The sequence below is a fragment of the Burkholderia sp. DN3021 genome, from assembly GCF_049805555.1.
Classification (GTDB): domain Bacteria; phylum Pseudomonadota; class Gammaproteobacteria; order Burkholderiales; family Burkholderiaceae; genus Burkholderia; species Burkholderia pyrrocinia_C.
On record NZ_JBNCAB010000007.1, the window covers coordinates 85446 to 99293 of the forward strand.

11 protein-coding genes are annotated in these 13848 nt (G+C 64.9%); 9 read left to right on the forward strand and 2 right to left on the reverse strand.

What is annotated here, in order from left to right:
* Nucleotides 1-15 precede the first annotated feature (15 nt).
* The 7 genes from ACPUER_RS06275 to ACPUER_RS06305 all read left to right on the forward strand — a co-directional run bounded on the left by ACPUER_RS06275 (nucleotide 16) and on the right by ACPUER_RS06305 (nucleotide 9110).
* Nucleotides 16-1365: a reverse transcriptase family protein gene (locus tag ACPUER_RS06275; RefSeq protein WP_425130637.1), complete on the forward strand. Its 1350-nt coding sequence runs from the start codon at nucleotides 16-18 to the stop codon at nucleotides 1363-1365.
* A 223-nt stretch (nucleotides 1366-1588) separates the two neighbouring features.
* The gene (locus tag ACPUER_RS06280; protein ID WP_175963913.1) at nucleotides 1589-2503 is read left to right on the forward strand and encodes a LysR substrate-binding domain-containing protein; all 915 of its coding nucleotides are present in this window, start codon (nucleotides 1589-1591) and stop codon (nucleotides 2501-2503) included.
* A 180-nt stretch (nucleotides 2504-2683) separates the two neighbouring features.
* On the forward strand, nucleotides 2684-3973 hold the full coding sequence (locus ACPUER_RS06285) for a dicarboxylate/amino acid:cation symporter (RefSeq protein WP_175963912.1): 1290 nt from the start codon (nucleotides 2684-2686) through the stop codon (nucleotides 3971-3973).
* The gene (locus ACPUER_RS06290) at nucleotides 3970-5475 is read left to right on the forward strand and encodes an aspartate/glutamate racemase family protein (protein ID WP_425130638.1); all 1506 of its coding nucleotides are present in this window, start codon (nucleotides 3970-3972) and stop codon (nucleotides 5473-5475) included. Before ACPUER_RS06285 ends, ACPUER_RS06290 begins: the two co-directional genes overlap by 4 nt.
* Before the next feature lie 1025 nt (nucleotides 5476-6500).
* Nucleotides 6501-6830, forward strand: a complete 330-nt coding sequence (locus ACPUER_RS06295) for an H-NS family nucleoid-associated regulatory protein (protein WP_425130639.1) — start codon at nucleotides 6501-6503, stop codon at nucleotides 6828-6830.
* Between the two features lie 336 nt (nucleotides 6831-7166).
* Complete coding sequence (locus ACPUER_RS06300) at nucleotides 7167-8414, forward strand: MFS transporter (RefSeq protein WP_425130640.1); 1248 nt, start codon at nucleotides 7167-7169, stop codon at nucleotides 8412-8414.
* Nucleotides 8415-8492: 78 nt separating this feature from the next.
* Nucleotides 8493-9110: a DNA-binding protein gene (locus tag ACPUER_RS06305; protein ID WP_310136066.1), complete on the forward strand. Its 618-nt coding sequence runs from the start codon at nucleotides 8493-8495 to the stop codon at nucleotides 9108-9110.
* Nucleotides 9111-9113: 3 nt separating this feature from the next.
* Here ACPUER_RS06305 and ACPUER_RS06310 read toward each other — a convergent pair whose 3' ends face one another.
* Nucleotides 9114-10094, reverse strand: coding sequence for a bifunctional helix-turn-helix transcriptional regulator/GNAT family N-acetyltransferase (locus ACPUER_RS06310; protein ID WP_175963379.1), 981 nt, complete (start codon nucleotides 10092-10094; stop codon nucleotides 9114-9116).
* A gap of 335 nt (nucleotides 10095-10429) precedes the next feature.
* On the opposite strand from ACPUER_RS06310, the gene ACPUER_RS06315 reads away from it, so the two are divergent.
* A complete protein-coding gene (locus ACPUER_RS06315) occupies nucleotides 10430-10804 on the forward strand; it encodes a sugar ABC transporter ATPase (RefSeq protein ID WP_175963380.1) in 375 nt (124 codons plus the stop codon).
* A 207-nt stretch (nucleotides 10805-11011) separates the two neighbouring features.
* Here ACPUER_RS06315 and ACPUER_RS06320 read toward each other — a convergent pair whose 3' ends face one another.
* Nucleotides 11012-12160 (reverse strand): AraC family transcriptional regulator ligand-binding domain-containing protein, encoded by a 1149-nt coding sequence (locus ACPUER_RS06320; RefSeq protein ID WP_425130641.1) that lies wholly within the window; start codon nucleotides 12158-12160, stop codon nucleotides 11012-11014.
* 252 nt (nucleotides 12161-12412) lie between these two features.
* Between ACPUER_RS06320 and ACPUER_RS06325 the strand changes: the two genes are divergently transcribed.
* On the forward strand, nucleotides 12413-13804 hold the full coding sequence (locus ACPUER_RS06325; RefSeq protein WP_425130642.1) for an APC family permease: 1392 nt from the start codon (nucleotides 12413-12415) through the stop codon (nucleotides 13802-13804).
* Nucleotides 13805-13848 lie beyond the last annotated feature (44 nt).

Here is a 13848-nt window from a genome sequence, read left to right on the forward strand (position 1 = left end):
CGCCCATCTCTGGCTATGCACTCATTCCTGCGCGAAACCGTCCGCGTGATTGCCGAAGCGATGCTGGCCGGTTCGCCCGAACGCGGCGGCATCGTTGCCCGGATGGCGGCCGTGCTCGGCGATGCGCCGCCGTGGGCGCACGAAACCGCGGATGCCGCGCTCGCGCGCTTCGGCCCGAAGTGGGCCGACGCCGACATCGATGCGCTTGCGGCGGACCTGGCCGATGCGCCAGGATTCGTGCGCGCGTGGTACGGCGACGACCGCCCGGCCGTGATCCGCGTCGTGCGGCGGCCGCCGGTCCAGCGGCCGTTGCCGGCGCCGCTTGCCGGCTGCGACGTGCCGCAATGGGCGACGCCCGGCGATCTCGCCGGCTGGCTCGGCGTGAGCGTGCCGGAACTCGACTGGCTGTCCGACCACTGGCGCGTCGACGCACGCGGCGGCACGACGCCGCTGCATCACTACACGTACGTTGCGATCGACAAGCGCAGCGGCGGGTGCCGCGTGGTCGAGATCCCGAAGGGACGGCTGCGCGAAGCGCAGCGCCGCATCCTGCACGGGCTGCTCGATCGCATTGCGCCGCACGGCGCGGTACACGGCTTTCGCAAGGGGCACGGGATCGTGTCGTTTGCGGCGCCGCACGCGGATCGCGACGTCGTCGTCCGTTTCGATCTCGCGGATTTCTTCGTGTCGGTGCGCGCCGCGCGGGTCCATGCGCTGTTCGTCGCGCTCGGGTATCCGGCCGAAGTCGCGCGCACGCTCACCGGGCTGTGCACCAACCGCGTGCCGTCGGCGCGGCTGCTCGCGCCGGACCTGCGCGACCGGCTCGACTGGATCGGCCGTCAGCGCTACCGCAACCGGCATCTGCCGCAGGGCGCGCCGACGTCGCCGGCGCTGGCGAACCTGGGCGCATTCCGGTTCGACATGCGGCTCGCCGCGCTCGCGCGTTCGCTCGATGCGACCTACACGCGCTATGCCGACGATCTCGCGTTTTCGGGCGGCGGCACGCTCGCGCGCGAAGTCGAGCGGCTGCAGGTCAGGGTTGCTGCGATCGCGCTCGAGGAGGGCTTCGCGCTGCAACTGCGCAAGACCCGCGTAATGCGGCGCGGCACGCGGCAGCAACTGGCCGGCGTGGTCGTCAATCGTCATCCGAATCTGGCGCGCGATGAGTTCGATCTCCTGAAGGCCATCCTGACCAACTGCATCCGGCGCGGACCGGCGTCGCAGAATCGCGACGCACACCCGGATTTTCGCGCGCATCTTGCCGGACGCGTCGCGCATGCGGCTGCGCTGAACGCGGCGCGCGGCGCGAAGCTGCGCGCGCTGTTCGACCGGATCGCGTGGGATGCTGACGGCGTCGGCCGGTAAGGCGTCCTGGCAGGCATCGGCTTCGGCCGGCAAACGGCACGTCGTCACCCGCATCACTCAGCGGGGCCTCGCAACGTCGAACGGAACCTGAACGCATCGATGGCCGAGCGCACCGGTGCTGCCCGGCCCGATGACATCCGCGTCCTGCGACGTTATCGGGAAAGGGGGCGGGCGTAGAATCCATCGATCTCGCGGAAGCGATCGCGTTGTCACAGGACCCGATATGGAAATCAAGTGGATTGAGGACTTCATCGCCCTCTCGCAGTATCAGAGCTTCTCGCGGGCGGCGCAATTTCGGAACGTCACCCAGTCGGGGTTCAGCAGGCGCATTCAGTCGCTCGAGCAGTGGGTTGGCGCGGATCTCATCGACCGCAGCAGCTTCCCCCCGACGCTGACGCCTGCCGGACAACTGTTTCGGGAAGCAGCGGTAGACATACTGGGAAAGCTGTTTGATACGCGAGCCATCATTCGCAATGACCAACGCATGGCGGGTAAGGGCTTGCGGATTGCGGCAGGTCATACGATCGCGCTAGGCTTCTTGCCCGGCTGGTTGAAAGCGCTCACTGGCCGTTTTGGGGATGTACGTGCCCGGGTGATCCCCACCAATGTCCACGACTCGATCCTGATGCTCGTGAACGGCAACTGTGAGCTGATGTTTGCCTATCATCACCCGGAGCTTCCCCTCCATCTCGACCCGACCAGGTACGAGCATCTCGCCGTTGGCGTCGATGTACTGATGCCTGTCTGCCGGCCAAATCCGCGTGGTGCGCCCGCATTCCGGTTGCCAGGAACGGCGACCCATGCGTTGCCGTTGATTTCGTATACGGAAACCAGCTATTTCGGCCGCTGCCTCGCACTCCTGTTGAGTCGAGTCGATACGAGCCCGGCCTTGCGACTGCATTACGAGTCCGACATGGCGGAGGTTGTCAAGAAACTGGTGCTGGAAGGCGAAGGCGTCGCGTGGCTTCCGAAGAGTTCGATCGTCGCCGAGCTCGACGCGAGCGAACTGGTTCCGGCGGGGCGGGACGCATGGAATCTCGAAATCGAACTTCGCGTCTACCGCGATGCATCGAATCGCAATGAGTTTTTGGACACGCTTTGGCGCCATCTTCGTGCCGCATCGCCGGTCGCCGATTAGGGGTTATCCCGCGTTATGTGAGGTTCGCATATCCCCATGCAGGACCCGCATCGAGCTTCTTTTTATCGTCTCTATCATCCGTCCCATACACAGAAGCGTCGCCCGCTGACGACGTTTTTGCCTCCTGCCAGCGTACAGCGGTCACGTCGGATCTTGTGCGCGTTCCTCGGACTGATGGAAATGAAAAATCGCCTGACTTTATATATTGTGGCTGGCATGGTGCTCGGCGTCGTCGTCGGTTACGTGTGCCATCGGAGTGTCGCCGGTGCTGCAGAAGCCAAGATAATCGCAGGGTACTTCTCGATCATCACGGATATCTTCCTGCGCCTTGTGAAGATGATTATCGCGCCGCTCGTCTTCGCCACTCTGGTGTCCGGGCTCGCCGGCATGGAAGGAACGAGCGACGTGCGCAGAATCGGGTTCAGGTCGGTGGGATGGTTCGTGTGTGCGTCGCTTTTCTCGCTCGCGCTTGGCCTCGTCCTTGCGAATGCGCTGCAGCCCGGCGCGGGGCTGCATATGACGCAGACCAGTTCCGATGTGGCAACCGGTCTCAACACCGCGGGCCTGAATTTCAAGGACTTCGTCACGCATGCGTTTCCTTCCAGCATCATCGATGCGATGGCTCGAAATGACATCCTGCAAATCCTCGTCTTTTCTGTCCTGTTCGGCATCGTTCTGAGTGCCATCAAAAAGGACCCGCGTGTCACACCGCTGATCGCCGGCATCGATGCGCTCGTCCCTGCAATGCTGAAGCTCACCGACTTTGTGATGCGGCTCGCTCCCGTCGGTGTATTCGGCGCCCTCGCATCCGCGATCACGGTGAACGGCCTGGATGTGCTGACCACGTACGGCAAGCTCGTCGGCAGCTTCTACCTAGGCCTCGTCCTGCTGTGGGTCGCCCTCGTCGCCGTCGGTCACGTCTTTTTGGGAAAACCGATCTGGAAGTTGCTGCGAGCTGTCCGTGAACCCGCGATGCTCGCCTTTTCGACCGCGAGCAGCGAAGCCGCTTATCCGCGTCTGACCGAGAAGCTTGAGGCGTTCGGTATCGACAAGAAGGTCGTCGGTTTTACGTTGCCGCTCGGCTACGCGTTCAATCTCGACGGATCGATGATGTACCAGGCGTTTGCCGCGATTTTTATCGCGCAGGCATTCGGCATCGACATGCCGATCGGCACGCAAATCATGATGTTGCTCGTCCTGATGTTGAGCAGCAAGGGAATGGCCGGCGTCGCAAGAGGTTCCGTGGTGGTGGTCGCCGCAGTTGCACCGATGTTTCATCTGCCGCCGTCCGGCGTGGTGCTGATTCTCGCCATCGATCAGATTCTCGATATGGGGCGAACTGCCACGAACGTGATTGGCAACAGTATCTCGACGGCCGTCATTGCCAAGTGGGAGTTGAAGCGGCTCGCCGGGCAGAACGATGCAGAGAACAGCGTTGCATTGGGCCAATTGCAGGGCGAAGCGAAATGATCGGCGCAAGCGTGCTGAGCGGGAAAAAGTTCGGCGTGGTGGGCGGCCTGGGCCCACTGGCAAGCGCGGATGTCTTTTTCAAGCTCGTCAAATCGACGCCTGCATCGAGCGATGTGGAACACGTCGACGTCATTTTCGAGCAGCATCCCTTTCGAGGGGCGGCCAGTGGTGGCGAAGCGACGACTCAACGGAAGCTGTACATTTTCGACATGATCCGCGGCTTCGAGAAGCGCGGCGTGACGACCGTGGTGCTCCCGTGCTTCATCAGTCACACGTTTATCGATGAGCTGAAGGCCAACTCGCCGTTGCAGATCGTCGATATGGTGGAAGCCGTTCGCAGCCATGTTCGAAGGAAGTTTCCGGCTGCCCGGCGAATCGGCGTGTTGACCTCGGATTACTCCCGTCGAAAAGGGCTCTTTGAAAAATATTTCGCGGCGCCGGAATTCGAGGTTATTTACCCCCGCCCACGTGACGGTATCGATCTCGTCACCGAAGCTGTCTACGGCGCCGACGGCGTCAAGAGCGGCAACCTGTGTGGCCGGCCTGTCGCGCTGCTGCGCGACGCGTGCGAGGACCTCATCGAGCAAGGCGCAAATATCATTGTGCCGGGCCTGACGGAAATTGCGCTCGTGGCAGAGGAAATGGGTCCGTTTCGCGTGCCGTTGGTCGATTCGAATCTTGCGTATGCGCAGTACGTGATAGCGGGCAATTACGGCTTGCCCGAATCCATTTTCAAAGTGGGCGTAGTCGGTGGCGTCGGGCCGGCGGCGACGGTGGACTTCATGCAGAAGATCGTACGCAACACGCCGGCCAATCGCGACCAGGACCATATCAGGCTTCTGATCGAACAGAATCCCCAGATTCCCGACCGCACGGAAAACCTTGTCGGTGACGGACCCGACCCGACCATTTCGCTTTACGCGACCTGCAAGAAGCTCGAGTCGGGCGACGCGGACATCATCGCCATTCCATGTAATACCGCCCATGCATTTGTCGAACGCATTCAACCGTATCTGGGCATCCCGATCGTCAATATGCTGACCGTTACGGTTCGCCATCTCCGGGAGAGGTTTCCGCTGATTTCCTGTGTTGGCGTGCTGGCAACCTCGGGGACGATCGCAAGCGGCGTCTACGAGAAAGCCCTGGCATCGGAGGGGTTGCGGCAAATCGTGCCCGGCGCGGAATTGCAGGCCCGGGTGATGGAGGCGATCTACGGCATGGAAGGGGCGAAAGCGGGATTTACCGCCGGACGTTGCGTCGACGATATCTCCGCCGCCGTTGACGGGCTCATTGCGGAAGGCGTCGAAGTCATCGTATTGGGATGTACCGAATTGCCGCTGTTACTGCCGCAGAGCAGCTTCGTGGGAAGGACGGGCACACGCGTCAGTCTTGTCGATCCGACCGATGTTCTTGCACGGCAATGCGTCGCCCTGGCGACCGCGGCAGCGGAGCGGCCGGTTACCCGGTCAGCAGGCCGCGACCCGATCAGTCTCGCTGACTGACGCGGCATACACAACGGACGTAGGGTAGGGATGTCCGGCGGTCGTATTGGACAGCCACTGGGTCAAGCGACCTTCGCCGAACATATCGAATGGAACGTGGACCCGGCATAAAAGTAGTACTGCGTAATGAAATTGACAGGCGACGTCATCGCGGCATCTTTTAAAATGCGAGGTAGTCTTGTGCCTGGTTTTAAGCCCAGGCAAATCGTGAAAAGCATCGAAGTTCTGTCCAAGCGGCCGGGACGCGTATCTGTGCGTCTTGGGAGCAAGGAAACTGTAAGGTGGAGTTCGTAGGCGAAGCGGGTTGCCCGGGGTGATTCTTGCCCCGATTTACTGGCTTCGAGGCACCGAAATATCGCAACCTTTGTTCAATCCATATGTAAGCCCGCAGATTTTCTGATGGATGATCATATAGTCGATTGATTATAAGGAAAATATTCTTTTGGCCACCTTGTGCTTTATTTCGTGCCGTTTGGCCAAACCATGCTTTTTCGCATCAAGGACAAACCGCCGGCAGCCTTGGCCTGACGGATAGGTCATGCGTTATTTTCAGGATACTTCGTGCTTGACGGCACGACGTCGCAGAGCCGCGTCGCACATACGGCCGCGCCGAACGCGACGCGCGCTGTTCGACCGGATCGCGTGGGACGCCCGCGGCGTCGACCGGTAAGCCGCCGGGCCGGCGTTGACCTCGGCCGGCAAACGTCGCGCCGGTCAGGCTCCGGCCTGCAACTCCTGCAACGCGATGCCGAGCACTGCTATCATTCGCGCCATGCCGCGCCCGTGCCATGATGCGGCGCATAACTTGCCGCAGCCGTTCGCCGTGCATTCGCATGCGGCGTGCCGCGCGTTGCCGGCCCGTTCCGTGTCTGTTTTTGACGCGCGACGTCGTTTAGTGCGCGTCGCGCAAACCATGCCGGCTCGGGCAGACGATTCACCAATATGACAGCACCGATCGGCGGAACTTCGTGGTAGGTTCGGCCATCGGAGTTTTTTGCAAAAACATGCCCAAAGAGGATGAATACATGACCCAGGCCCTGCAGGAACTCGAAGCACAACTTCGGGACCTGAACATCAAGCTGTCGGACGCAAAGCAGAAGGAGAAGCAGGCCGCGCTCGCGGCCTTCAAGGAACAGGTCGAGCTTTTGGGAATCACGCAGCAGGAAGTGCTGAGCGCGCTCGGCTATATCGTCCAGCGAAAACGCAAGGCGCCTGCCAAGTACTACGATCCGACGACCGGCCGCTCGTGGTCGGGCCGCGGCCCGCGGCCGAAATGGCTCGACGGCAAGGATCTCGACATGCTCGTCGTCGACCGCGAGGCCAAGACCTGGTGGCCCGGGGACGATCAGGGCTGAAGCCCGCCGCGGCGCCGTCCGGTTCGCGCATGCTGGCCGGCCGGCACCACCCGGCCAGCACGATGTCGTTCGTTCGGTGTCCGGCCTGATCGCGACATCGCCGGCCTCGCCGCCGACACCGGATCGCCGCTTTCCCGTTCATTGCCCGCCGATTCCCGCTCTCCGTCCCGGAAAGCGGGCGCGCGGCGCATCCTGAATCGTCGCCGACCATGCGCGCATGACGGACGGGAGCGGGGGGGGACGCGCGCCCGCACCGCCGCGCATCGGCACGTTCGCCGGCCCGTCATGCGCGGGCACAGGCCTTAGAATGTCGCCGGACTTTCGTGGCAGGACACCATGGCAGCAAACATCAAATCCCCGGCGCTCGACGGCTCGTCGGCCCCGCGCGCGGAGCAGGTCGGCCCCTACGCGTGGAAAGCGCTGGCCGGATCGGCGATCGGCTACGCGATGGACGGCTTCGACCTGCTGATCCTCGGCTTCATGCTGCCCGCGATCACGGCGGCGCTGCAACTGACGCCCGGGCAGGGCGGCGCGCTGGTCACGTGGACGCTGATCGGCGCGGTCGCGGGCGGCATCGTGTTCGGCGCACTGAGCGACCGCTACGGGCGCGTGCGCGTGCTGACCTGGACGATCCTGCTGTTCGCGGTCTTTACCGGCCTGTGCGCGTTCGCGCGCGGCTTCTCGGATCTGCTCGTCTACCGCACCATCGCGGGCATCGGGCTGGGCGGCGAGTTCGGGATCGGCATGGCGCTCGCGGCCGAAGCATGGCCGGCGAGCAAGCGTGCACGCGTGTCGTGCTACGTCGCGCTCGGCTGGCAGGCCGGCGTGCTGCTGGCCGCGCTGCTGACGCCGTTCCTGCTGCTCCACATCGGCTGGCGCGGCATGTTCGTGGTCGGCGTGCTGCCCGCGCTGCTCGCGTGGGTCATGCGCAACGAGCTGCACGAGCCGGAAGCGTTCGTGCAGCGCGCGGCGCAGCCGAAGTCCAACGCGTTCCGCATGCTCGTCGCCAACGGCCGCACCGCGCGCACGAGCCTCGGCATCGTGATCCTGTGTTCGGTCCAGAACTTCGGCTACTACGGGATCATGATCTGGCTGCCGACCTTCCTGTCGAAGCAGATGGGCTTCTCGCTGACGAAGTCGGGGCTGTGGACGGCCGCAACCGTCGTCGGGATGATGATCGGCGTCTGGGTGTTCGGGCAACTGGCCGACCGGATCGGGCGCAAGCCGACGTTCCTGCTGTACCAGCTCGGCTCGGTCGCGACGGTCATCGCGTATGCGCGGCTGTCGGACCCGACGGCGATGCTGTGGGCCGGCGCGCTGATGGGGATGTTCGTCAACGGGATGGTCGGCGGCTACGGGACGCTGATGTCCGAAGGCTATCCGACGGCCGCACGCGCGACCGCGCAGAACGTGCTGTGGAATATCGGCCGCGCGGTCGGCGGCTTCGGGCCGGTCGCGGTCGGCGCACTGGCCGCGCACTACTCGTTCCAGACGGCCATCGCGTTGCTCGCCGGCCTCTATGTGCTCGACATGGTCGCGACGCTGTTCCTGATTCCCGAGCTCAAGGGCGTCGAGCTCGAATGAGCGCGGCGGGCGCGGGCCCGCTTGCGGTCGGAACCCGATGCGATCGCACACATCGCAACGACATCACCGGAAACCACGATGCAACCAAGGAACAAAACGATCGGCGTGATGGGCTCGGGCAAGGAACCGTGGCTCGCGTTTTCGGAACCGCTCGGCGCGTGGCTCGCGCAGGCCGGCTTCAACCTGCTGACGGGCGGCGGGCAGGGCGTGATGCTGGCGGTCGCGCGCGCGTTCGCCGGCGTGCCGGGGCGGGCCGGGCGATCGATCGGCATCCTGCCGACGCAGGCCGATCCGCTCGCGGGTTTCGTGCCGCTCGACGGCTATCCGCATCCGTTCGTCGACATCCCGATCCTCACGCCGCTGCCGCGCCGCGAGCCGGGCGCCGATCCGCGGACGATCAACCGCAACTACGTGAACGTGCTGAGCAGCGACCTGATCGTCGCGCTGCCGGGCGGGCACGGCACGGCCGAGGAGATTTCGCTCGCGCGGCGCTGGGGCAAGCCGCTCGTCTGCTTCGGGCCGGATGGCGCGTTTCGGGAGCTGGCTGCCGGCGCCGCATGCACGTCGTCGCTCGACGACGTGATCCGCTTCGTGGAAGACGCGTTTGCGCCGGAGCAGGTGCAGGTGGCGCATGCTCCGCGAAATGTTGGTGCGCTGGACGACGTCGTCGATCGACAGGCTGTCGATCCCGGTTGAACCTCAGCAGCCGGACGGCCATGGCCGGCTGAAACGCTGCTCGACCACCTCGGTTCCCCATTGCGTGCCCGCGGATTCGCCGGTCAGCGTAAAGCCGAACGACTCGTACAGATGGCGCGCGGAATCGAGGCCCTTGAACGTCCACAGGCAGGTTTCGCGAAACCGCTGCTCGTCGACGAAGCGCATGGCTTGCGTCATCAGCTGGCGCCCGATGCCCGATCCGCGCAACGCGTCGTTCACGATGAACCATCGCAGATGCGCGACGCCGGTCGCCGGGTTGCCGTCGATCGCGAGCGACGCGAGCGTCCGCCCGTCCTCCTGGCAGAGCCAGAGCGCCTTGCCTTCGGCCGGCAACGCGCCCGCGAACTCGGCAAGCTCGGTCGCCACGCGCTTTTCGAAAAAGGCGCCGAATCCCCAGTGCTCCGAATAGAAACGCGCGTGCAGGCTCGCGATATCGCCGATGCAGCCCGGCTGGTAGCCTTCGCGGATCTGCGGCGCGTCGGGTGTCGCGGCGGGCGACTTGGCGGCGTTGTCCTGCGCGAGCGCATCGGTATACAGCGCGAGCGAACGCAGCAGCGCCTGCTGGTCGGCCGGAATCATGCGGCGCAGCGCATTCGACACCTGGTCCGTCGCGAACTGGTCGATTCTTTTCCGGAGCTTTTTTCCTTCGGCGGTGAGGGTCAGCTCGGTCGCGCGCGCATCTTCGCTCGACACACGGCGCTCCACGATACCGGCGGCTTCGAGCCGCGCGAGTTGCCGGCTCGTGTTCGATTTGTCCAGGCGCAGGATGTTGCCGAGATCCCGGGCGTTGATGCCGGGCGCCATCCCGATCTCGAGGATCGCGTGAACGGCCGAAGGCGCCCAGTCGCTGTCGGCCAGCGTCGCGCGCATGAAGCCGAGCTCGCGAACCAGTTTGCGGGAGAAGTCGCGAAGCTCGAGGATGGTCGCTTCGCGAGGCTTGGCGGGAGCGTCGATGAGATCCATGGTCTGCCCGAAAAGGTTGCGTGTCGCAATCGATAATAGTTGCGGGTCGCAACTTGATCAAGGTGGATTTTCGGCGAAGCGGTGGCCCCCTTTGGTCGCCGTCGGGGGAGCGGCGTTGAAGTCGATCAAGGAGCCCGAACGAGCCGGCAGTTGTGGGCCGTGAATGGTATCGGCGCGGATGGCGGAGTGTCGTGACGTGGATGCATACTCGACGCATCTCGTCGACCTGCGGGCAGGAGTGCCGACCGATCGTCGATCCGGTCGCGCGATCGCGGGCCATCATCCGGACATGATGCATCGTCGTCGATCCAGGTCCACGGACCACGGAGATCACCATGAACAAGCTGTTGCCGATGACGATTGCGTTGCTTGCCGGATGCGGTATCAGCGCGGAAACGCTCCACGCTGCCGGCAGTATGGATGCGCCACCCTGTAGCGCGGCGCATGCGGCGGATCAGGACGGGAACGCCCCGATGTCGGGCACGTCGGTCCGCAGCTTTTCGACCGCCGGTTGCTCGGGCGCGGTGCTGCAGGGCGAACGGGCCATCGCGACGGTCGACGGCGACCGGGTCGAACTGCGGGACGGCACCGTCTATGTGAACGGCCGGTCGTACGGCGCCGTCACGCCCGCGCAGACGGTCGAATACGAGGCCGCGCACGACAGGCGCATATTGAAGGTCGACGGGAAAGTCCGCACGCCGCAGCGCTGAGTGCCGATTCCGGCCCCGTCAGCCGCGACGGGTCACGTCGTCTTCGGATCGCTGACTTTCATTCCCGCGCGCACGTCCTGCTGGATGCCGTACTGCGCGAACGGATAGCGCAGCCCGTTCCGCGACAGCGCGTCCATCCCCGCAATCGCCTGTTCCAGTGCATCCGGCGCCGGCCCCTTCAACACGCCGGCAGGCGGCGCGCCGCGCTTATTCGAGCAGCGTCAGCCGGCCGTCGCTGAGCCGCACTTCGCGCCCGACCCATGCCGCGTCGACGTCCGGCTCGGCGCGCGGCGTCTTGCCGGTCCAGCGCCGGTAAGCATGACGGAAGCTGCGCGGCTCGCTGTAGCCGAGACGTTCCGCGATCGCCGCGACCGTCAGCGTGTGGTCGTCGAGCATCCGCACCGCTTCGTCGTGACGCACTTCGTCGAGCAGCGACTGAAACGTGATGCCGTCCTTGTCGAGCCGCCTGCGCAGCGTGCGCTCAGTCAGATGCAGCGCATCCGCGAGCGACGTCATCGACTTGAAGCGCGGCAGGTCGCGCGCCATCAGTTCCTTCGCGCGATCGGCGAAGCGCGTGCCGACCGACGCGGCCCACTGACGTTCGAGCGCCTCGCACTGGTAGTGCAGCGCGTTGAAGCTGACTTCGTTCGCGAGGCGCGGCGTTTCCGTGCCGTTCACGGACGTGAACACGAGACGGTTGTTGCCCGCATTGAACGCGACCTTGCAGCCGAAGTGGCGCGTGTAGTCGGCCGCGTTGCGCGGCGTGCGGCGCGCGAGCTGCAGCTGCTCGGGCCAGACCGGCTTGCCGACGAGATCGGACACGATCAGGCGCAGGCTGGACAGGCACATGTCGACCTGAAACACCTCGAGATCGGGCTCGCCGTTGTAGCGGCCGATCGTCACGCTCATGCCTTCCGCGTGCGCATCGATACGCACATCGAAATACAGCCCCATGAACAGCGGAAACTGGCTCATGCACCGGAACGCCTGCATCACGGAGCCGCTGATCAGCATCGCGTAGCCGGCGAGGCCGAGCGTCGACACGTGCAGCCGCGCGCCGATCGACAGCCCGATCGACGGCACGCCGCTGCAGCGCAGCAGGTTGCGGAAACAGCGCTGCTCCTGGCCGCGATTCACGTGCAGGTTCGGCGACGCGACTTCGTCCGCGCCGAGCCCGGTGCCTTCGAGCAGCGCGGCGCCGTCGATGCGCCGCACGCGGCACTCGTCCAGCGCGACCGCGATCGCGTGGACGGTGGCGGGAATGTCTTCCTGGCGTCCGGCCGGACGCGCGAGGCCGAGCGACGAACGCAGGCTGCGCTCGGCCCTGCTCTGGTTTCGATGGGAGCGGCTGTCCATGGTGCGGATGCGGCGACGGGATCGCGTAGAACATAGCCGGAATGTCCGCAAAACGCCAGTGCGGCACAGCACCATTCATGACTGGCCGGCGCGACGCGCGGCGATGTGTCCGCAAATATCCCTCGATTACGTCCGCTTTTCTCATTCGTCGTCGATTTTTTGGCGCACCACACTCGTTTCCGAATCGTGCAATGCACGCGTTGCCGACGAAACGGGTGTTGACGTCATGAACGCAATCCACGTGAGGACAGCATGAACAACGACAGGCCAGGTCGGTCCGCATCGGTCGCTTCGACGAATGACCCGGAGCCGCGCGCGCATCGATGCGACGCAAACGGACGACGCAACGCGCATCCGCTCGGACTGTTCACGCTGGTGATCTTCGGCCTCGCGTACATGCTGCCGATGACGGTGTTCACGACCTACGGGATCGTCACGAGCGAGACGAACGGGCATCTGACGGCCGCGTATGCGGTCACGCTGGTCGCGATGCTGTTCACCGCGCGCAGCTACGGCCACATGGCGCGGCTGATGCCGAGCGCCGGGTCGGCCTATACGTTCGCGAGCCGCAACTTCGGCACGTCGGCCGGCTTCATGGTCGGCTGGGCGCTGCTGATGGACTACCTGTTCATCCCGATGATCAGCTACCTCGCGATCGGCATCTACATGAAGCAGCTATTCCCGGCCGTGCCGGCCAGCGTGTGGATCGTCGCGAGCATCGCGCTGGTCACCGGGCTGAACATCGTCGGCATCCGGCTCGTCAATCGCGTGAACCTGATCCTGATCGCGAGCCAGCTCGTGTTCATCGCGATCTTCGTCGTCGCGTCGGCGCGGGTTGCGAGCGGCGAAGGCCTGTCGATGGCCGTCGCGTTGCCGTCGTCGGGCGATGCGCGCGCGATCTTCGCCGGGTCCGCGATCCTGTGCCTGTCGTTTCTCGGCTTCGATGCGGTCACCACGCTGTCGGAGGAAACGCGCGAGCCGCGGCGCACGGTCCCGCGCGCGATCCTGCTCTGCACGCTCGCGAGCGGCCTGCTGTTCATGCTGATCGCATACATCGGGCAAGTGGTGTTTCCCGACTGGCACGCGTTCAAGGATCTCGATTCGGCCAGCCTCGACCTGATGCGGCGTATCGGCGGCGGCACGTTGTCGGCGCTATTCGTCGCGGTGTATGTGGCCGGCTGCTTCGCAAGCGCGATGGCCGGGCAGGCGAGCGTGACGCGCGTGCTGTTCGCGATGGGCCGCGACCGGGTGCTGCCCGAGCGCGTGTTCGGCCACCTGCATGCGCGGCTGCGCACGCCGGTGCGCGCGACGCTCGCGGTCGGCGTCGTGTCGCTGTCCGCGCTGTTCGTCACGCTCGATCTCGCGTCGACGATGATCAGCTTCGGCGCGCTCGTCGCATTCGCGATCGTGAACCTGTGCGTGATGCGCAGCTATCTGTGGTGGCCCGAGCACCGCCATGCCGCGGGCTGGATCGCGTTCGGCGCGATGCCGGCGATCGGCTTCGCGATGAACGTGTGGCTCTGGTCGGGGCTGTCGCGCCAGACGTTCTACGTCGGCATCGGCTGGCTCGCGCTCGGGCTCTGCCAGCTCGTGTGGCTGACGCGCGGCTTCACGCGCCCGGCGCCGACGCTGTCGATGAATTAACGACCGGTCGCCGGATACCGGTTTTGAAACCCTGAAGGAGGAGT